The 20,852-nt window shown below is 50.9% G+C and carries 14 protein-coding genes; 10 read left to right on the forward strand and 4 right to left on the reverse strand.

Annotated features, from left to right (window positions below; translation table 11 throughout):
- Positions 1 to 61: 61 nt before the first annotated feature.
- Entirely contained in the window at positions 62 to 550 is a 489-nt protein-coding gene (locus PN498_RS25985; protein ID WP_272066368.1) for an SRPBCC domain-containing protein, read from the forward strand.
- 279 nt (positions 551 to 829) lie between these two features.
- A complete protein-coding gene (locus PN498_RS25990; protein WP_272066369.1) occupies positions 830 to 1,771 on the forward strand; it encodes a hypothetical protein in 942 nt (313 codons plus the stop codon).
- 24 nt (positions 1,772 to 1,795) lie between these two features.
- Here PN498_RS25990 and fni read toward each other — a convergent pair whose 3' ends face one another.
- From fni to PN498_RS26010, 4 genes are all read right to left on the reverse strand, one after another.
- The gene (gene fni, locus PN498_RS25995; RefSeq protein ID WP_272066370.1) at positions 1,796 to 2,875 is read right to left on the reverse strand and encodes a type 2 isopentenyl-diphosphate Delta-isomerase; all 1,080 of its coding nucleotides are present in this window, start codon (positions 2,873 to 2,875) and stop codon (positions 1,796 to 1,798) included.
- A gap of 149 nt (positions 2,876 to 3,024) precedes the next feature.
- Entirely contained in the window at positions 3,025 to 4,512 is a 1,488-nt protein-coding gene (locus tag PN498_RS26000) for an MBOAT family O-acyltransferase (RefSeq protein ID WP_272066371.1), read from the reverse strand.
- Entirely contained in the window at positions 4,509 to 7,766 is a 3,258-nt protein-coding gene (locus PN498_RS26005; protein WP_272066372.1) for a DUF1574 domain-containing protein, read from the reverse strand. Before PN498_RS26005 ends, PN498_RS26000 begins: the two co-directional genes overlap by 4 nt.
- A gap of 529 nt (positions 7,767 to 8,295) precedes the next feature.
- On the reverse strand, positions 8,296 to 9,351 hold the full coding sequence (locus PN498_RS26010; RefSeq protein WP_272066373.1) for a tetratricopeptide repeat protein: 1,056 nt from the start codon (positions 9,349 to 9,351) through the stop codon (positions 8,296 to 8,298).
- Between the two features lie 478 nt (positions 9,352 to 9,829).
- Between PN498_RS26010 and PN498_RS26015 the strand changes: the two genes are divergently transcribed.
- The 8 genes from PN498_RS26015 to dnaA all read left to right on the forward strand — a co-directional run bounded on the left by PN498_RS26015 (position 9,830) and on the right by dnaA (position 20,782).
- Complete coding sequence (locus PN498_RS26015) at positions 9,830 to 9,994, forward strand: hypothetical protein (RefSeq protein ID WP_272066374.1); 165 nt, start codon at positions 9,830 to 9,832, stop codon at positions 9,992 to 9,994.
- Between the two features lie 77 nt (positions 9,995 to 10,071).
- Complete coding sequence (gene ppc, locus PN498_RS26020; protein WP_272066375.1) at positions 10,072 to 13,191, forward strand: phosphoenolpyruvate carboxylase; 3,120 nt, start codon at positions 10,072 to 10,074, stop codon at positions 13,189 to 13,191.
- 226 nt (positions 13,192 to 13,417) lie between these two features.
- On the forward strand, positions 13,418 to 13,957 hold the full coding sequence (locus tag PN498_RS26025) for a hypothetical protein (protein ID WP_272066376.1): 540 nt from the start codon (positions 13,418 to 13,420) through the stop codon (positions 13,955 to 13,957).
- A gap of 112 nt (positions 13,958 to 14,069) precedes the next feature.
- Positions 14,070 to 15,791 carry a helicase HerA domain-containing protein gene (locus PN498_RS26030; protein ID WP_272066377.1) on the forward strand — a complete coding sequence of 574 codons (1,722 nt, stop codon included), beginning with the start codon at positions 14,070 to 14,072 and terminating at the stop codon, positions 15,789 to 15,791.
- Between the two features lie 174 nt (positions 15,792 to 15,965).
- Positions 15,966 to 16,067: a DUF4351 domain-containing protein gene (locus PN498_RS28685; RefSeq protein ID WP_442951449.1), complete on the forward strand. Its 102-nt coding sequence runs from the start codon at positions 15,966 to 15,968 to the stop codon at positions 16,065 to 16,067.
- Between the two features lie 125 nt (positions 16,068 to 16,192).
- Complete coding sequence (locus PN498_RS26035) at positions 16,193 to 16,990, forward strand: DUF4058 family protein (protein ID WP_272066378.1); 798 nt, start codon at positions 16,193 to 16,195, stop codon at positions 16,988 to 16,990.
- A gap of 506 nt (positions 16,991 to 17,496) precedes the next feature.
- Positions 17,497 to 18,819, forward strand: coding sequence for a cytochrome P450 (locus PN498_RS26040; protein ID WP_272066379.1), 1,323 nt, complete (start codon positions 17,497 to 17,499; stop codon positions 18,817 to 18,819).
- 580 nt (positions 18,820 to 19,399) lie between these two features.
- On the forward strand, positions 19,400 to 20,782 hold the full coding sequence (dnaA, locus tag PN498_RS26045; protein WP_272066380.1) for a chromosomal replication initiator protein DnaA: 1,383 nt from the start codon (positions 19,400 to 19,402) through the stop codon (positions 20,780 to 20,782).
- Positions 20,783 to 20,852 lie beyond the last annotated feature (70 nt).

The raw sequence follows: 20,852 nt of genomic DNA on the forward strand, positions 1-20,852 counted from the left end.
AAAACAAACTGATTAAAGTAGAAGAATGTCTCTACTCCCTCATTTTTCTACGTTTCTGCATATGCCTACCTTGCGTACTGAAATCGAGATCAACGCCCCGCGCTCTGTTGTCTGGGAGGCACTGATTCGTAAGGATGAATGGCGACGATGGAATACGTTTCTGTTTGATGGGGATCCGGCACTGAGAATTTGCCAGGGACAAGAAATTTTTTTGTCTGTGCGACGGCTCGAAGACGATGAATTTACCGATATCGAGCCATTGATAACTCTGGTTCAACCTCAAGTTTGTCTTCGCTGGGTTGCCAGAACGCCGGGTTTCCGAAGCGAGAGTTCTTTTGAGTTACAGGATCTGAGTCCGACTCGCACCCTTTACAGTCATCAGGAGCGGTTCAAGGGCATTCTCTCCAATGTGTTTTTGCCTTTTATTCGTCAAGATGAGAAGCAGGGGATTAAGCGCATGACGCGGCAGCTCAAGCGCTACGTTGAACGTCGGGAATATCGCCAGTATCGAAAAGAGAAGCGCGATCGCCAGTATCGTTCATCTTTGTAAGTTTCTGTCGTTCTTCTCAAGATGAGCAATAAGTCCTAGATCCCTGGACCAGCGTTCCAAAATCTACCCATATCCGGAAAACCATCTCAGTCTCTTGAATTGAGCACTAACAGGATTGGCAAGGGGCTACGCAGCTACACGGGTGTCAAACTAATCTGCTGAAACCTTCCAAAAACGGGCTGACAGATATTTAGGCCAAGTTCCTAAGCAATAGGTTCATAGTAGGTGCAACTGAGGTAGACCCATCCCTCCTAACAATTTTGAATGAGGTTTGACCGGATGATAGCTTGGCAGAAAGTGGGCATGGGGATTGCAGCTCTGATCGCTCCCCTAGGCATTGTTGCAGACACGGGGATTGCTCATGAATCAGTGTTGAGCAACGCGATCGCTCAAACAACAGCCCCAACCCTGCTGACGGAAGAGTTCGAGAACTTGAGTGAGGACGAATTTCGTTATTTTCAGACGATGGGACCGCTGGAGTATGCGACGCGGCTTAGCGGCACCCCAGAAACACCTGCCTGGCGTGTTCGCCTACGGCTCTATCCTCAAGATCTGGGAACCCTCGATGGCTTCACCTATGAAGTCAAGCTCGATCACTACAATCTCTCTCCTGCTTTGTATCAAGAGGTGGTCAGCAGTTACGGCATGGAGAACACTGACCCTAGTCTGAACGATCAAACTCACCACCAACACCTTGATATGGTCTTTATTCCGATCATGGGTGTTGCTGCTGATTTACTCCCTGAATTAACTCAGTTTTCAAAATCTTTGATTGTCAGCAATCCCCTGTGTGGAGAGGCGTTAGGTTGCGCTGACCTACGGCATGAAGACGATGCTGAATGGGCTGTTGAAAGTTCCATTCAGCTAGAAGTAGCCCCTTGGGAAACTGACATCGAACCGGTATTTGCCATGACTCGCGCTCTGGCAAAACAGGCAGGATGGCTGCAAGCGAATGACGGGTATGGTCAATGGGACCATGGTGAAATTCCTGAAGGCGTTAGTGCTGAACGTCCTTGGGTGGAGGTCTTTGTGGAAAACTACATTGGCAATGGTGGGGTTTACTTTGCGGAATGGACTGAACGCGCTGCGGATGACAGCATTTCGGCAATCGTGCATCGCATCTATTACTTTCCTAATGCTGAAGGAGAGGCGCAAGCACACACAGGGTACGTTTGTGCGCGAGGGCCGGAGGCTGGCACAATCCGCAGCATTTGCCCATAGTGCAGTCTTTGCCCGTAGTGTGGGTTAGCCTTTCAAATGCTGCAGGGCATTACCCCGCTGCAGGGCAGCTAGGTTGGCATTGTCGGTGCAGAACAGTACGGTCTTCAACTCTTCGGTGAGGCACTGAGCGAGAAGGGCAACGCTGTCTTCTGACTCATTTGCCGCCATCAAGAACGGATGGGCGAGTCCGACTAAATCAGCTCCCAGTGCTAGCGCTTTAGCTGCCTCTAAGCCGTTACGGATACCGCCGGAGGCAATCAGGGGAATGGTCGGCGCGATCGCTCGAATCTGCTCAATGCAGTCTGCTGTGGGCCAGCCCCAATCGCCAAAAGTTTGTCCCAAGCGACGCTGCCGAAGATCCGTAGCTCGTCCACCTTCGACCTTAGCCCAGGACGTTCCCCCTGCGCCTGCGACATCGATCGCCGCTACGCCCACATCGATCAGTCGCTGAGCTAGCGGCCCTGAAATGCCATTGCCGACTTCTTTGGCAATCACAGGAACAGGTAGGCGATCGCATAACTGCTCAATCTTGGGGAGCAATCCTTTGAAATTGCGATCGCCCCGTGTCTGGACGCTTTCTTGCAAGACATTTAAGTGCAAAATGAGCGCATCGGCTTCCAAAGCATCGACAACCTGCTGGCACTCAGAGAGACCGTAGCCATAATTGAGCTGCACCGCACCCAAGTTGGCAAACAATAAGCAATCTGGTGCGTATCGACGGACCGAGAAGGTCGGCATGACCTCCGGTGACTCCACTGCAACCCGTTGTGAGCCAACTCCCATGGCTAAGCCGTAAGTTTGGGCGGCGATCGCTAGCCGTGTATTGATTACTTGAGCCTGTTCTGTCCCACCGGTCATGGACGAGATCAACAGCGGTGCACGCAATGCCTTACCTAAAAACGTGCTGCCAATGTCTAAATCTGCCCAGTCCAGTTCTGGTAAGCAGCAGTGCTGAAAGCGATAATTTTCTAGCCCCGTTGTCGTGGTTTGGCACTGTACATCTTGTTCTAGACAAACGCGGATGTGGTCAGCTTTACGCTGCTGGGTTTCGACAAAGGGTGATTTAGAGTCGTTCGCAGGTGACGAAAGGGATTTAGCAATCATTGAGCAGTAGGCAGAAGGACTAGAAAAGGAGGTAGCTTGCTTCTGCGAAGCAGTAGGCAGAAGGCTGAATAGCAAACAGCAACAGAGAAACGATAAGCGACATCGTGCCTTAGTTTCCCACAGGACGCTGAAGAGCTTCTACGCTACGTTTAGAAGTCAAAATAAATGTAAGATAATGTTTCGCTCGGGGCCAGCTGCCAGGCTACAAATAAAAACAAGGGCACAAGCAAAAGTTTGACAGGCCAATTGAGCTGGAGTTTCAGCTCGCGCTGCACAAAATAAGCTAGCCCCATAATGCCAACCAGTGCCCACAAGAGGGTCCACAGCTGGCTGGCAGTGAGTCCTAAAGATTCTGCATAGACTTTTTGAGAGAACTGCAAGTCGCTATTAGCCCCCCAAAGCTTCTGCAGGGCTAAGGAAAATTGTCGCGGTTCCGGCAGCCTAAAGAACAGCCAGCTGAAGAACACAAAGACTTGAGTGAGTGCCCAGGCAATAACAATGCCCCACGGTTTAGTCCAGAAATTATGTAGCGGTTGCCAGCCTTGGGCAATGACATGATTGATGCGGTGAATGACTAGCGCCAGACCGTGAATTCCTCCCCAAATGACAAAGCCCCAGGTGTTGCCGTGCCAAACGCCTGCTATCAGCATCACGATCATCAAGTTGATGGCAGTCCTTGGCAGTCCTCGACGAGAGCCGCCTAGGGGGAAATACAGATAGTTCCGTAGCCAATCTCCCAAGGTGATATGCCAGCGTCGCCAAAAGTCGGCAATGCTGGTTGTGAAATAGGGAAAGTTGAAATTCTGCGGTAGGTGAATGCCCATCAGCAGGGCGCTGCCTCTAGCAACATCAACATACCCGCTGAAATCGAGATAGAGCTGAAGACCGTAGGCGAAAATAGCGAGCCAAAGATCCCAACTGCCGGCCCGTTCTAAGTTGTCCAAGCTGAGATTAACTAAAGTACCGATATGATCGGCAATGAGGATCTTTTTGATGGCGCCAATGCCAATTAGCCAAAGACCTTCAACCACCCAATTCCAGTTGAGGCTGGACTGATTGGTGAGCTGATTGGTAAAGCTATGAAACCGGGTGATAGGTCCCGAGATGAGTTTGGGAAAGTAGAGCTTGTAGGCGGCAAATTCAGTCAGACTATTGGTGGCTGGGGCACCGCGATACACATCAACTAGATAGGCAATGCACTCGAAGGTAAAGAAGCTCAGTCCCAGAGGAAAGGCGATCGCTAACCAACTATCGGGTGCTGGCGTTTGCTCCAGTCCATCAGGGATAACCCACAGCAGCCACGTTTCAACATACTTGAAGCCCAGCAGGAGAAAAACATTCAAGACAATCCCAAGGGTGAGCCAGTAGCGGCGGCGACGATACCACTGCTGTTCCGCCATCTGCCATTGCTCATCGGGAACACGCCAGTCCGCAGGCATCATCAGGACTTGCCCAAACCAAAAATTGAGGCCAACGAGGACCAGCATCAGCGGCACATAGTGGACCTGAAGTGAGGTGTAAAACACAATACTGGCGATCAGCAATAGCCAAATCCGCAGCGATCGCCGCTCCAGTGCCCAGTACAGCCCAACGACGCTCAGCAAAAATAAGCCATAGAGAATGGACGGTAAGGTCATGGCGTGCTCCCCGACTCAGCTGCAGATAGGTCTAGAGCACGAGGCCAGGGAATCATCGGATCTTGAGCCAGCTGTAAAGAGACTTGATAAGCGCCATAACGATTGAGATGGCTAGGATCGGAGAAATAGTCGTAGCGGTTGGTCCAGGTCTGCCCAAGATCGCGGAAAATAAAATCATCTTCCGTAGCCGAATACTCCAGCATGGCTTTCTGAAACTCCTCTTCTGCGTTGGAGCGATAGCCGTCTAGATATTCATCTGTCAAAGGCGTATTGACAAAAATGAGCGGGATACCTTGCTCTTGCGTATAGTCTAAAAGCTGGTTAAAGGCTCGGGTTTGCTCTCCCTCCAGGCCAAAATCTTCATAATCGCTATCGTAAGCCCCAGGGACACGAGCGTAAAGCTGATAGTAGGTTGCGGGATTAAACCTGACGTCCAGCGCTAAAAATCCGTCAAAGTCAATCCGGCTTCCTTCGGGGATCGGCATATCAGACGTATTTTGAACGGCTTCTTTTTCCTCAAGCGATAGCGAAATGGGGTCTACCAGTGGAGTCAGTAAGTAATCTCTGACGAGAGCTTTGAGCTGGTCGCGTTCTGCATACACTGCTGATCGCCGTCCCAACTGATTACTCAGCGTTTCATCCAGTGCCTGATAGCTCTGGCGTAAGTTTTCACCAATGGGTGTCAGAGTTGCCTCGGCATCATTTTCTCCACCGTCTGCTGCGTCTGTGTCAGTGGCTGTCTCTGGATTACGACGTCCTAGCTCTTGATAGCCAGCGGAGGTGGCGATCGCGTTATACGTCACATCTGTACGTCCGCTGTTAAAGGCCCGAGCGCCATCAGCCCAAATAATCAGTCGAGGGAGCTGATGCGGTTCTAAGGCTCGGCGAATGGTCAGGTCCACCACCTGAGCCGTCGCTCCGTTGATGCCAAAGTTGAAAATGCTGAGATCGCCGTAACCCAAAGCTGCGAGTTCTCGGCGCAGGGCTGCCGGATCAACGCCTCGTAATGCTCGTGAACTGCCGATAATCAAGACATCCGGTGGACCTGACTCTGCCAGCCGCTGGTGATAGAGCGCTAGCTTCTCATCCATTTGCTGGCTTCTGAAGGATGGATAAGGTGAGTAAGCCAGGAGTTCAGGCGTCGGTGCCAGCGATTGATTTGGACTGGCAATTAAGTCTGTCTCAAAGGGATCCCTGCCGGCTGGGGCAGCATCCGGCGTGAAGCCATCATTGGTGAAGAAATCCTCTTCATCGTCGGCGTCCCAGTCGTCTTGTATTAAGTCGTCTTGTATTAAGTCGTCAGTGGCGCGATCTCCGTCAAGCGGCTCCTGATCTGGTCGAGTTAGCGTCGTCTCATCGGTCTCCGCAGCAGTCGCCGCGTCCACAACGGCATTTCTCTGCGTTTCAGGACTCACAATCTGCCCGAAGATCCAATCAACCTGTAGGGCTAGTAAAAGGCCAACAGCACCCCAAACTAGGCCGATCTTGAACGCATCTCGCTCATTGTTGGTCGGGGCTGACTGTAGGTTGCGGGACAGTTCTCGTTGCGGCACGACCAGCTGAGTCCGAGTGAGTAGACGCCGCACCTGCTCTAGACTCAAGTGCCAAGCCTGCTGGAATAATCCTGCTGCGGTTTCGGGGTTGTCTTCGGTTGGAGCTTCCGTTCCAGAATGGGAAACCAAATCTCCTACATAGCTATCTGAGACCGCAAATATAGGCTCGGCTTTGGGAACCAACTGCGGTCTATCCTGAAAGTCTTTGCCATAGCTCCACGCAGGACGCTGCTGTCCAGCACGGCGTCCATACAGCCGCATGCCCTTAATTTCGGTCAGTTTCAGCGCATCAATAAAATCTAGAACCTGAGGAACGACTTGCCGACGAGTGGGACAGACAGGTGCATCAGCCATCACATGCAGCAGCTTGTCACGCCGTAGAACCTGAATGCGGATGCCGCCGGTTGCGAGCTGAGCATCCAAATCAGGATTTAGCAGCCGAGTAAGGAGATAGGCTAAAGCAGGTAAATCCCCTCGCTGAGCGAGAACCATCGGATCTTCTGCAAGGTCCAAATGCTCTGATGCGGGCAGCTTCAAACAGTAGACCCAATCGGCTGTTTCAATATCAGTGGCTTGTCCATAGATCACTGCCCTTTGAATGCCCTGGGGGGCCAATCCTTCGAGCAAAGGGGCGATCGCGGTCATCACGGGTTCTTCATCGGGCGTCGGTAGGGGTACCGCAGGCGATGCTGTAGAGTCAGGTCCAGTAATCGCTTGAATAATACAGTGCAGGCTGTCTTCCTTACGCTCGGTCAACACCTCAGCCTTGAAGTCAGCTAGTGCCCAATTGAGCAAACGGGTGATCGCGGCTTCATCCCCCCACCGTGCCCACTCGCGCAGCATCTCCTCAGCCGGCGTGAGATCGATCCGTAAGCTCCAGTCAGGTGTATCTTCTCCGTGAACCTGAATAACAATGACAGCATCTTTGAACTGAGTCAGTGAAAGCTGTCGCAGGCGCTCAGTCACCGGTTCAGCGATTAGCAGCGGATCTGGGCTGTAGGTCGCTTCGCACCAGACCCAAAGGCGATTGGCTTCATCGATATCTTCATCTTCACTCGCCTCAATTTCAGCACCGCGCCCCTCTTCAGCAGATACCGCTTCTCGCTGCAGGGCAATACGGCTAGAGGACGCTCGTACACTAACCCAAACCCCTACATCCAGAGTGCTGAGAACTTCACTAAGATACCAAGCGATCGCATCTGAATCGCCCTGGCGGGCCAAACTCAAATTGGATAGAACGAGTGCCGTTGTCGCATCATCTTGCGGCCAGGTTGGTGCAGCTGACCCAGCGTCACCCTCGCGACCTGTCATCCCGTGGGCATCAGCAATTTTCAAAGCATTGGCTGCCTGATGCTGCAACTGGGCCTGGTGTTTTTCCAAACGATTGAGATAAATCGGTGATGTCCAATCCGGTTTCGCACGCCCTAATTGTCGACTGTAAATGTAGAGCTGGTAGACCTGAGGATACGTGTCTGTAATGCGATCGACATTGGCATCGTCTCCCAGCAAAGCATCCACGAGGCGTGAAATGGCTCCAGATTGGTGAAGCGGGTGGAGGGTTTCGCAAAGGACATGCAGAATATTCCCCCTAAGCCGCATCTGAATGTGAGCATTGGGAGCAAGATACTGGGCAATCCAATCATTCAGTGGCTCAGGGGAGGCTGTTCTTTTGGGAGCAGAGGTAGACGGCTTAGCAGTCATAGAAGTGAACTATGGCTAGGTCTAGCGGTAGCACTGATCGCCGACCCTAAATATAGCTGTGAAGCATATCGCAGTCTGCAGATTCTCACCAGTCAATTACCAAAAATCTAGAAAAATCTTGGCAGATTGTACCGAAAAGCGCTACAGAAGCAAGCTTCTGATACTTAGAGCCAGTAATAACTGTTTATACTATCCGCCATTCTATGAACCCGCGCACTTTAGGTTTTCCTTACTTACACGTTAACGCCCTGGCTGATTAATCGGGTATTGATCGCCCTACAAAATTCTGATGCCAACCATAAAACTACTCGACAGCTTTTCAAGATGTTCTTGTTGCATACGGCCAAACTCCGCAATGCTGCCTACCCCTAATCTCCTCACTGTTCACTTCTCACACCACACTCCGCTTGTTACCTGACGTCTTGCCGCTATATCGTTTAGTCCTCTAGGCTTCTGCCTCTGATAACATCTAGGCCTTTAGACCATAGCCAGATGGCTTGCTGTCTTGTCCTAACGAAACTGGCGACGGCTATACCAAACCAGCCTGGCGATAGCAGTGACCTGCAAAGACGTCGTAGTCGAGTTGCTGACAGAGTCGACCTAGATGGCACCAGACGGCTGCTAATTGGGAAGTATGCCCTGCGCGTTGATGAGCGGCGAGAACATCTGCCTTGTAAGCCAGGGCCAAGTCAAAGTGACGGGTTTGCTCACACAGCAGTGCAATTTGTCCCATGAGAGCGATCGCCTCATCGCTTACATCTTGTTCAATGCCCATTTCGTTCAACACATCAATGGCGGCTTCAAAGCTGCCTAGTGCCAACCAGTAATCGTGATTTTGAGCGTAAACTCGTCCGAGATAGTCAAGCGTCACGGCCACACCCACCGTATCTTCTACGGCTTGCCAGCAATCCAATGCCTGCTGAAAGCACCGCAGAGCGCCCGTGAATTCCGCTTGCTGATAGTGAGCCAGACCCCAGTTGTGGAACGCGATCGCGCTTTCCATCGGCGCATTCAACTCCGCTAATGCCTCACTTGCGGCACAAAAGTAAGTCTCTGCCTGACTACACTGCTGCCAGTCGAGGCATATCAGTCCCATGCCGTTCAAGCACTGAGCAACGCTGTAGGTGTCTTCTTCCTGGACGGCACCTTGTAGTGCTTCTTGGTAAGTTGCCATGGCCCCATAATGGTCACCCTGGGCGTGACGCGATTGTGCTTGAGCTAGGAGGCGAGTCGCCATTGATTCCTTAGATCTCATTTCTGGAGCGAGTGGAGCGATCGCCTCTTCCACAGCTAGCTCAGCCACAATCAGCTGAATGGCTTTTTCAAGGGTGCTGATCCAGCCTTTATGCCCCAAGTGGCGACTGAGTGCCAGTCCCTCTTGAAAAATATTGAGGGCTGTTCGCAGTTGTCCACTCTCTCGATGACGCCATGCTTTCAAGTACAAATCTTTGCAACGTTCCATACCCGTTTTTCGCAGCCGAGAAACTGCGATCGCGGGATAGCCGTTTAACTCTAGAAAACGATAGGCGTAGGTCGATGTCTTGAGACCCGTTGCAAAACCAGTGTTGGGAGTAGAACGTCGCATGGGGGGGTATCTCCTTTCGTTTGATAGCAGTATCGGAGATTCCCACAGATATAAGGTTTCAGCTTATAGTCAATTGCTTTGCAGTTTTCGGCAAACAGGACAGAATCTCATGAAGAGTCGGCATAAAGATCGAGGCAGCAAAGGCAACGCTTATAGCGGCATGCACTAAATCAAGCAGACCCTATTCCCTGCTTCTCTAAAACACTGAGATGTCTGAACCAAGCTGCATAGGGCTATAGATCTTAGGAGTTTGAGGCTCGAATTCAAGCAGCTCCATCACAAATCGAACACCTAATACTCAAAACGCTTTTCAAGGGCTAGTATTCCTCAAAGACCTCCTTTAAATTGAAAGAGAATCGTCGAGATCCTTATCCTTCGCGCATTTCAAATGGCAACCACTTCTAAAGATTTTCAACGTTTATCCTCGGATGCTCGATCCGTGAACACTTCTGGAACGCCAAGTGTGGTAATAAGCCTGATGACAGGGCCGTTTTTGGTGGCTCTATTGGGTGCACGGGCACTATCTGATGTTCTGACTCAGCTGGGGCTTGCGAGCGAGGAACTTCTTCGGGGTGAGCGCTTACCCAACCTGCAGGGCATTCCTCATCAAACAATTGCACTTGATGAGACTGATGTCGAATAGCGATAACCCTCTAGGCCTCGGCACTATGGGACTATCAATTTAGATTCGGTTCTGCCCTTAACAACAGCGTTTGACTTATGACATCCATTCTGCCTACTTCCGACAATATGTCTATTGCTAGCGAAGCGACTGCCGAGTCAGTGCCCAGCGTGTCAATTACGCCGCCAGGGTCAGCGTATAGTCTTCGTGTGCAGCGCCGTATCAAAATGGTGGAGGATATTTGGGAGTCTGTCTTACGGCACGAGTGTGGTCAAGAATTATTGACGCTCTTACATCAGCTGCGGCGTCTCTGTTCTGAAGAGGGGCAGGCTCCCGCGGCCAGGGCGGCCAGTGTTCAAAAAGTTGTCCAGGTGGTCGAAGATCTGGAACTGCAAGATGCCGTTCGAGCAGCCCGAGCCTTTGCGCTCTACTTTCAACTCATCAATAGCGTAGAGCAGCACTATGAACAGCAGGGGCAGCAAGAGCAATATCGGGCGGCGTATGGTGAAGTTGCGCCGTCTTCTGCGATCGCCGGTCTAGCCACCATCCGCCCCCACCAAAACAACCACGACTATAAAGCCGACAATCATCAGCAGCAGACTGTTCAAAAGGTTAAATCGACCTTTGACTATCAGATGCTGCCAACCAACTATCGGGATGCCGGAACGTTCCACTGGCTTTTCCCCGCGCTCAAACAGCTGAATGTACCCCCGCAGCTCATTCAGCGACTGGTTGACAACTTAGATATTCGTTTAGTCTTTACGGCCCACCCGACGGAGATTGTGCGTCACACCATTCGAGACAAACAGCGGCGAATTGCTTCCCTGCTGCGTCGCCTTGATCAAGCTGAAGATTCTGTGCAGACGTTTGGTGTTGCGTCTAATTGGGAGATTGACTCTTTGAAGGAGCAACTCACGGAGGAGATCCGTCTTTGGTGGCGTACCGATGAGCTGCATCAGTTCAAGCCATCTGTTTTAGACGAAGTGGACTACACACTCCACTACTTTGATGTCGTTTTGTTCAATGCTCTGCCACAGCTCTTTCAGCGCATCCAGCGATCGCTCAAAAGCACCTTTCCCTCTCTGCGTCCTCCCCGCCATAATTTCTGCCGGTTTGGGTCTTGGGTTGGGTCTGATCGCGATGGTAACCCGTCGGTCACCCCAGAAGTGACCTGGAAAACGGCTTGCTATCAGCGCAATTTGGTCTTAGAAAAATACATTGAGTCTTTGGATCATCTCACCAAGCTGTTGAGTCTATCGCTGCATTGGAGTGAGGTCCAGCCAGAACTGCTGGATTCCCTTGATCAAGATCAACAAATTATGCCCGATGTCTACGAACGATGGGCTATCCGCTATCGCCAAGAGCCTTATCGTCTCAAGCTAGCCTACATGCAGCAGCGGCTTGAAAACACCTTACATCGCAGTCAACGGCTCTATCAGGGAGATATTCTGCAAGAGGATCAGGATATCGGAACTGAGTTGCCGCTGTATTTGGCAGGCGAAACCTTTCTAGAAGACTTGCGGCTGATTCAACGAGACCTCGAAGCAACTGGGATGACCTGTGGTGAATTAGAACAGATCATCTGCCAGGTTGAGCTGTATGGTTTCGTTTTAGCGCAACTTGACTTAAGGCAAGAAAGCTCTCGTCACTCCGACACCATTGATGAAATTACGGCTTACTTACAGGTTCTACCTAAGTCCTACAACGAGATGTCAGAGGCCGAGAAAACCGAGTGGCTAGTTCAGGAGCTGAAAACTCGGCGGCCCCTGATCCCAGCTGAGTTGCCGTTCTCTCAGGTGACTCGTGAAACGGTGGAGACGTTTCGCATGGTGCGTCGTTTGCACCGAGAATTTGGTCCCCAAATTTGCCGTAGCTACATCATCAGCATGAGCCATACGGTCAGCGATTTACTAGAGGTGCTCTTGCTGGCAAAAGAGTCTGGCCTGTTTGATCCAGCGACTTGGGAGGCGAGTATTCAGCCTGTGCCCCTCTTCGAAACGGTAGAAGACTTGAAGCGGGCCCCCTCTGTCATGCGATCGCTCTTCGAACTACCGCTATACCGTGCTGTGACTCAGGGAGGACGAGCAACGGGTGAAGAGTTACCAGAGACCTCTGCGAAACCTATTCAGGAAGTTATGCTGGGCTACTCTGACAGCAATAAGGATTCTGGATTTCTCAGCAGCAATTGGGAGATCCATAAAGCACAGCAAGCGCTTCAGGCAACCGCCGACGATTTTGGGATTGCCCTGCGGATCTTCCACGGTCGGGGCGGCTCAGTAGGACGTGGCGGCGGTCCTGCCTATGAGGCCATCCTGGCCCAGCCTGGTGCCAGCCTCAATGGACGCATCAAGATCACGGAGCAAGGGGAAGTGCTGGCCTCTAAGTACAATTTGCCTGATCTGGCCCTCTACAATTTGGAGACTGTGGCTACCGCTGTCATTCAAGGCAGTCTGCTCCATAGCAGCGTCGATGAGATCGACCCTTGGAACGAGATTATGGAGGAATTAGCTGCAAGTTCTCGTCGCCACTATCGATCGCTCATCTACGAGCAAGCTGATTTTGTCGACTTTTTCCATCAAGTCACTCCCATTGAAGAGATTAGTCAACTGCAAATTAGCTCTCGCCCCGCTCGTCGCAAGGGTAAAAAGACCCTCGACAGCCTGCGGGCTATTCCGTGGGTCTTTAGCTGGACCCAAGCTCGCTTTCTGCTGCCAGCCTGGTACGGTGTGGGCACGGCTTTGAATGAATTCCTGGAGGAAGATCCTGAGGAACGCCTCAAGCTATTGCGCTACTTTTATCAAAAGTGGCCTTTCTTCAAGATGGTCGTCTCGAAGGTTGAAATGACGCTCGCCAAAGTTGATTTACAAATTGCGGAACATTATGTCCACGAACTGACCCAACCTGAGGATATCGAGCGCTTTCAGGCTCTGTTCGAACAAATTTCCTGTGAATTCCGAGCCACATCAGACATTATTCTGACCATCACCGGACACCGACGCCTACTAGACGGAGATCCTGATTTGCAGCGTTCTGTTCATCTCCGCAACGGCACCATCGTACCTCTAGGCTTTATTCAGGTCGCTCTTCTGAAACGACTGCGCTACTATCGCAATGCTATTCCTGGCGTCATCAAGTCGAGATATAGCCGCGAAGAACTGCTACGGGGCGCTCTCTTAACGATCAATGGAATCGCCGCTGGCATGAGGAACACGGGCTGATCAAAGCGTTTCGTTAAGATATGTAACACTTGTCTTGCGGGTCAGGTTTTATTTGCTTGAATTAAGCCGTGATAGCTCTATTCATGGTGCAATGCCTTGTATTAACTGGCATTGCGCAGGCGTGAGTATTGAGTCGTCTCGATTGTTGGCGTGCAAGCTAGCAGTTATGGAGTGCTAAATGACCTGTCATGGGTTTATTTGAAGCTTGCCTGAGGAGTGAAGCGGAATGAAACAGATAAAGCGTCAGTTAACACGGGCGGCGATCGCCTCTGCTTTTGGAGGAACTGTGGCGATTGCGTCTGGCTTGGCGACAATGCAGCCCGCTAATGCTCAGGCCGCTTATGGTAGCTATGTTGGGGTTGGTGCCGCGATCGGCCTAACCGAAGAAGCCGATACAGGAGATGGCGGCGGTTTTTCTGGCGTCATTGCAGGCCGCTATCGCTTCTTGAGAATGCCCGTTTCAATCCGAGCGACCGCGTTTATTTTTGGCAGCAGCATGGCGCTGGTGCCAACCGTGTCCTACGACTATCCCCTCACCTGGAACACAGACATCTACTTGGGTGCCGGTATTTCTTTCCCCACTGGAGATGACGATCCCTCACCTGTGGGCAACGAGACCTCATTCGTCCTCCAGCCCGGTATTGATTACATGTTTCCCAACAGTCGTCTAGCCCTATTTGGGAATGCCATCATCGCCTTCGGCGGCTATCGAGAAGGCGGCAACACAGCCATTTCACTCCAAGGCGGCGTCGGCTATCAGTTTTAGCCTATCGTCTTCAAAGCAAAGCACCTCTTCAATACAAATGCATTTAAGACAAATGTATTAAAAACGCTTAAACGGGCTAATATGGCTGTCAAAGCTTTATGGAGAGGTCCCTATGGAGTTTGGCAAGCCGTTGGGTTCCGTCATTGAAGGATCACTGACTCGTGGGTTAGAGGTTCGCCTGCATCCCGATGTATCCGTTGAGGATATGCGAGTCGGGAAATTTTTGGTGGTGCAGGGACGGCGATCGCGCTTCTTCTGCATGTTGACGGATGTTGCCCTGGGCACTGCTAGTGCTCGTATCCTCGCCAATCCCCCCGAACCCTCCAATCTATTCTTGCAAGAAGTCCTTTCTGGTACAGGCACCTACGGCACCGCCAGCCTCAGCCCCATGCTGATGTTCACCCCCACTAATGATGGCGGCTCACCCAACAATTCAAAATCCAAGGGCCAAAATTCAAAATCCAGCCTCGCCTCCTACCAAGCTCAAAGCAGTGCTCCAGTAGAGCTGCTGCCCGTCAAAACGATTCCTAGCCACTTCAGCCAGGTATTTGATGCAGCGGAGCGTGATTTTCGCATTGTTTTTGGTTGGGAGGACGATCCCCATCGCCGCAATTTTATGATTGGTCGCCCTATTGATATGGACGTGCCAATTTGTCTGGATCTAGACCGATTCGTGGAACGCAGTAACGGTATTTTCGGTAAGTCGGGAACTGGCAAGTCATTTCTGACTCGGGTGCTGCTATCTGGCACTATTCAGCGTCAGGCTGCTGTCAATCTCATCTTCGACATGCACTCGGAATATGGCTGGGAAGCCGTGAGTGAGGGCAAGCATTTCAGTACAGTTAAAGGACTGCGCCAGCTTTTTCCAGGCCAAGTACAAATTTTTACCCTCGATCCGGAGGCCACAAAACGACGGGGTGTCCGCGATGCTCAGGAGCTGTATATTAGTTTCGATCAAATTGATGTAGAAGACTTGATGCTGGTGCGGGGGGAACTGAATCTATCCGAGGCCAGTTTGGAGAACGCCATCATTCTTCGTAACGAGTTTGGCAAAGGCTGGATCAACCGTCTGCTGACTTTGACCAACGAGGAAATTCAGGACTTCTGCGAAACCAAGATGGGCAATAAGTCCTCCATCATGGCCCTACAGCGAAAACTTAATCGTCTGGCGGACTTGAAGTATATTCGAGCGGCCTGTCCCCATAACTATGTAGGGCAAATTTTATCCGCGATCGATATGGGTAAGCATGTCGTCGTCGAATTTGGATCCCAGTCCAATCTGCTCTCCTACATGCTGGCGACTAACGTGATTGCCCGACGCATTCACGCTAATTATGTGCAGAAAGCTGAGCGTTTTTTGCAAACCAAGAATCCCAGCGATCGCCCTCAACAGCTGATGATCACTATCGAAGAAGCCCATCGGTTTCTCGACCCCGCTACGGCTCGCCAAACCATCTTCGGCACGATCGCGAGGGAGATGCGGAAGTACTTTGTCACGCTGCTCGTGGTCGATCAGCGCCCATCAGGCATCGACAATGAGGTGATGTCGCAAATTGGGACCCGCATCACTGCCTTATTGAATGACGAGAAAGACATCGATGCCATTTTCACAGGTGTCTCCGGTGCTCAAAGTTTGAGATCGGTCCTAGCCAAGCTGGATTCTAAGCAACAGGCTCTTATTCTGGGGCATGCTACGCCCATGCCTGTGGTTGTCCGCACTCGTGCCTACGACGCTCAGTTTTACTCCGACATCGGCGCAGTTGCTTGGGACGACATGCCTGATGAACCGCTGTTCAGGGCCGCTGAAGCAGCGAGAGCCGATCTTGGCCTCTAGTCAAAACAGATCGTAGATTTCCAAGTAATCTGTCTAATTCAGCTTGAATTCTGGCAGGGCTAATATTAAACCAAGATTGAGTTCAAGCAATTCTGAAGAGAGAACGTATGAAAGAGTCAGTAATCTATCCAGATTATCTGGAACGAAGCAACTCAAAAAGCAATCCAGCAGGGAATGCAACAAGAGAGCAGAGCACTTGCTTTTAGTTTGCTGAATAAGCGATTGGGTGAACTACCTGCTGATTTGAGAGCACGCATAGAAGCACTCTCTTTGTAGCGGACAGACGATTTGGTGGAAGCGCTCTTGGATTTTGAGACGCAATCTGACTTGTTGCAATGGTTAGAGGAACAGCGCCCCTAACATCTTGGACTAATAGAAAAGATGAGGAACACGTTTAACCAATGCCTTCTCCCTTTCCTGGTATGGATCCTTTTTTGGAGCAGCCGGCTTTCTGGTCTTCTTTTCACAGTCGTTTGGTCGTCGCGATCGCGGATGCCCTTGCTCCGAATTTACGCCCTCGCTACTACGTTGAAGTGGAAACGCGGACCTATTGGGATACGCCAGATGGGGAACTCTTCGTCGGCATTCCAGATGATGTCGTCCTAACTCGTACTCAAAGCCTCCAGGTTGAAGCGTCGCAATCACAATCTGCTGTTATTGCCTATCCCCGTCCTCAAGAAGTTACGCTCCCTGTGCCGGTAGAAACCAGAGAGCGCTATCTAGAAATTCGTGAAGTAGGAACGGATGCGGTTATCACCGTTATCGAAGTCCTTTCTCCAAAAAACAAGCGCCGTGGTAACGGGCGGACAACTTACGAAACTAAGCGAAACACTGTTCTATCGAGCGCGACTCATTTGGTTGAACTCGATCTGTTGAGGGCGGATAGTCCTTTGCCGATGCAGGGCGCAAACAGTTCTGATTATCACGTTTTAGTGAGTCGTAGCGATCGCCGACCCCAAGCCGATCTTTATGCCTTAACGGTAAGAGACCCACTACCCCTGTTTCCGTTACCGCTGAAAACTTCTGAGGAAAATCTTCCGGTTGACCTTCCTGACATTTTTCGAGGGGTCTATGACCGTGCTGGCTACGATCTTCGCATTGATTATCATCAGCCCATACCACCACCCCAACTGAGTGAGACTAACCGCATTTGGATCAATCAACTCCTCGCTGACTACGACACATTCCAAAATGGTTAGGGCACTGCCAATTTGGCACATCTAAACTGAGCGTTGGTGTGATGCAACTACAGCCTTACCCCTGCTGAAGTGCGGCCTAAAGGAAACGGGGAGTTGGTGATAGGGAACAGAGTGTACTCAGATCTTGCAGTTGTCCCGACATTGCCTGGTCTGGCCCCCTGCCCCCCAAATTTGGGAGGTTCTGAGGTCGAAGTCCCCCAAATTTGGGGGATTTGGGGGCAAATGCAGGATGCCGGTGTACTAGCGCAAAATCTCAGATGTACTGGTTTCACTTGCACACCAATGTAGGCATCGCCTCCTCATTCACCCTCTTTGTTCTTCCTCTGCTCTGTTTATTCCTCTGATGAGATTTCTAAAGTAAAAATACTCGGCTGTGGTGCATTACGCTGCACTAATGGCACCCTAACAGCGGTCAATTCTTTCCTGGAGATTCCCTGACTCCTTCTGCCTCACCCATCTTCCCGGCTGTGTAACCATAGTCAAGGTTGGTCCTTCATCTTAGCTCCATGAATCAATCGCGCTCAACTCTGCCGTTGCCGCCTGGCGAGTTCGGTCTGCCTGTGCTGGGTGAGACTCTAAACTTCTTCCGCGACCCCAACTATGCGGTCAAAAAGCATCAAAAGTACGGCCCTGTCTTCAAGACACGGCTTTTGGGTCGTCCGACTATTTTTGTGAAAGACAGCGCTGCCAACCAGTTTGTTCTAAGCAATGAGAATAAATACTTTGTCGTGAGTTGGCCGCCCAGTACAAAAGCGCTGCTGGGGAAACTATCACTGGCGCTGCAAACGGGAGGCGAGCATCAGAATCGGCGTAAGCTTCTGGCCCAAGCTTTTATGCCACGGGCGCTCTCTGGCTATATCAACACGGTTCAGAGCACTACTCAACAGTACGCAACTCGTTGGGCAGGGCAGGGCGAACTCATTTGGTATCCCGAACTGCGAAACTACACGCTGGATGTCGCCTGCAAGTTACTCGTCGGTCTGGACAACGGCTCTCAGACCAAACTGGGCCATCTGTTTGAAACCTGGTGCGAGGGCCTCTTTTCCATTCCTCTAGCGCTCCCTTGGACCCGATTTGGTAAAGCAAAGCGCTGCCGCCAACTGCTGCTGGAAGAAATTAAGCAGACTATTGTTCAGCGTCAGCAAGCGACGGATCTGGGAAATGACGCGCTCAGTTTATTGATTCAGGCACGGGATGATGACGGTAACGGGCTGAGTCTGGCGGAACTGCAAGACCAGATTTTGTTGCTGCTGTTTGCCGGGCATGAGACATTAACGTCCGCGATCGCCTCTTACTGTCTTTGGGTGGCTCAAAATCCATCTATCTTGGACAAACTCCGGGCAGAACAAGCCACATTTGATCCCAATATGCCCCTGACGTTGGATCTGCTTAGGCAAATGTCCTACTTGGAGCAAGTCCTTCAAGAAGTCTTGCGAATTGTTCCTCCTGTTGCTGGTGGTTTTCGTCAGGTCTTAGAAACCTGTGAGATGGATGGGTACCAAATTCCTGCGGGATGGAATGTCCTCTATGAGATCACGCAGACTCATATGAATTCGGATATTTATACAGAGCCAGCAGCCTTTCAACCTGAGCGTTTTGACGCAGAAGAGAACAAGTTGCGCAGCAAATATAGCTACGTTCCTTTTGGCGGTGGCATTCGTGAGTGCTTAGGCAAGGAATTTGCTCGCTTAGAAATGAAGATCTTCGCGGTTCATTTACTGCGGCACTACACCTGGGAACTCAGTCCCGATCAGGACTTCAGTCTAGTAGCGATACCAACTCCCCATCCCCGAGATGGGCTAAAGGTGCGTTTCTCTAAACGATCCTGAATTGATCGACCTGTCTGTGCTCTTATCTTGTCTGGTCGACAGGATCTGATTGGCAGGACTCACGCAAATGCACTATTCGAATGCTAGGGCTAGCGTCAGGTGGGCATTACCTTGCCCTATCTATGGATATTCTGCGTAAGTCAGGCTGAGTCTACATGTAGCGTTTGTGATCTTGAAAATTGCTAGCTAAACGCTTTCTTTAGAGTGAAATATTTTTCTAATCTTATCCGGATTTACCGGCATCTGGGGGTGAAGATCGAGTACGCTATAACTCCAAGTTGATTGCTCTTTCGTGCGATTCAGTGTGAATAAGCGGATGAGCGATCGCGGTGTGCTCAATTTCAAACTTTTTATGAAATCCAGATTTATCAATTCCACTGTTTGCAGCCCTTCCTCTGGGTAAAGAAAACAAGCCAGTATGTTCTGTTGTTTGTATTCATGCCAGTAAACGACTTAATTTCGAAGGACAGCCATGCCGCTGTTCTGTTTTTCAGTTTCAACGTAATGGCGTCAGCTAACACTTAAGTTTCCACGCAGATGAAGGTTAGACAAATCCTGTGGCAATTGTTGGAGGTACGGTGTGGATCCAGCACTTAATGGACTGTGGCAGCAAATCTTGGATGAGCTGCAAAACCAGTTAAGTAGACCAACCTTTGAGACTTGGATCAAACCGGCCTGTGCTCAGGAATTGTCTGAGCAAACGTTGGTGATTTCGACCCCGAATCCTTTTGCTCGAAACTGGTTGCAAAAGCACTATCTCGGCACGATCGCGGGCGTTGCGAACAACATTCTGGGTCGCGACGTCAGCGTCAAATTTGTTGTCGATATCCGGGAAGATATTGACGTCAGTCCTGAAGAGGGTATTGCCGCAGCTGATATTAGCTGGCCGGCTTTGGCTCCTAGTGCTCCCCTTGAGGAAGTCCCCCTTACCAATGGACGAGCAGCTGGTCTCAATTCAAAATCGGTATTTTCCCGTTTTGTTGTGGGTGCCAATAACCGCATGGCTCATGCGGCTGCTTTGGCTGTGGCAGAGTCACCTGGACGTGAATTCAATCCTTTGTTTTTGTGTGGCGGTGTGGGGTTAGGAAAAACTCACTTGATGCAGTCCATCGGACACTATCGTTTGGAAATTGCTTCAGCGGCGCGCGTGTCTTACGTCTCAACCGAGCAATTTACTAATGATTTGATTGGGGCCATTCGTAAGGACAAAATGCAGACCTTTCGTGAAAACTATCGTCAAGCTGATGTCTTGCTGGTGGATGATATTCAGTTCATTGAAGGCAAGGAGTATACCCAAGAGGAGTTTTTCCACACGTTCAATACACTCCACGAGGCGGGTAAGCAGATTGTACTGGCGTCTGATCGCCCTCCCAGCTTGATACCCCGTTTACAGGAACGGCTTGTCTCTCGCTTCTCGATGGGACTGATCGCGGATATTCAGCCACCCGATTTTGAGACTCGTATGGCAATTCTGCAGAAAAAGGCGGAATACGAAAATGTGCGATTGCCGCGTCCGGTGATTGAGTACATCGCGTCTGCCTATACATCTAACATTCGAGAATTAGAAGGGGCTTTGATTCGCGCGATCGCCTACACCTCTATCTCTGGCCTGCCGATGACGGTCGACAATCTCATGCCAGTGCTCAGTGCCACGTCTAGCGAAAAAGCTGAGGTGTCTCCAGAGGGACTGCTCAGAGCCGTTTCGGACGTGTTTGGCATCTCTGAAGACGATTTAAAGAGTAACTCGCGCAAACGAGAAATTAGCTTGGCTCGCCAAGTTGGTATGTATCTCATGCGTCAGCACACGGACCTGAGCCTGCCCAAGATTGGTGATGTCTTCGGTGGCAAGGACCACACTACGGTGATTTACAGCTGTGACAAAATTACCAAGCTCATGAAGAAAGACCCTAGCCTTGCTCAGGTGGTTCGCAAGGTCGGCGATCGCTTGAATACCGCAGAATAAAGTCATTCTCGTATGACGTATTGCTAGGGCTCGCTCGTACGGTATTGATCCAGCAGTGATGCTTGCAAAC

Source organism: Oscillatoria sp. CS-180 (genome assembly GCF_028330965.1).
Taxonomy (GTDB): Bacteria; Cyanobacteriota; Cyanobacteriia; order Phormidesmidales; family Phormidesmidaceae; genus Halomicronema.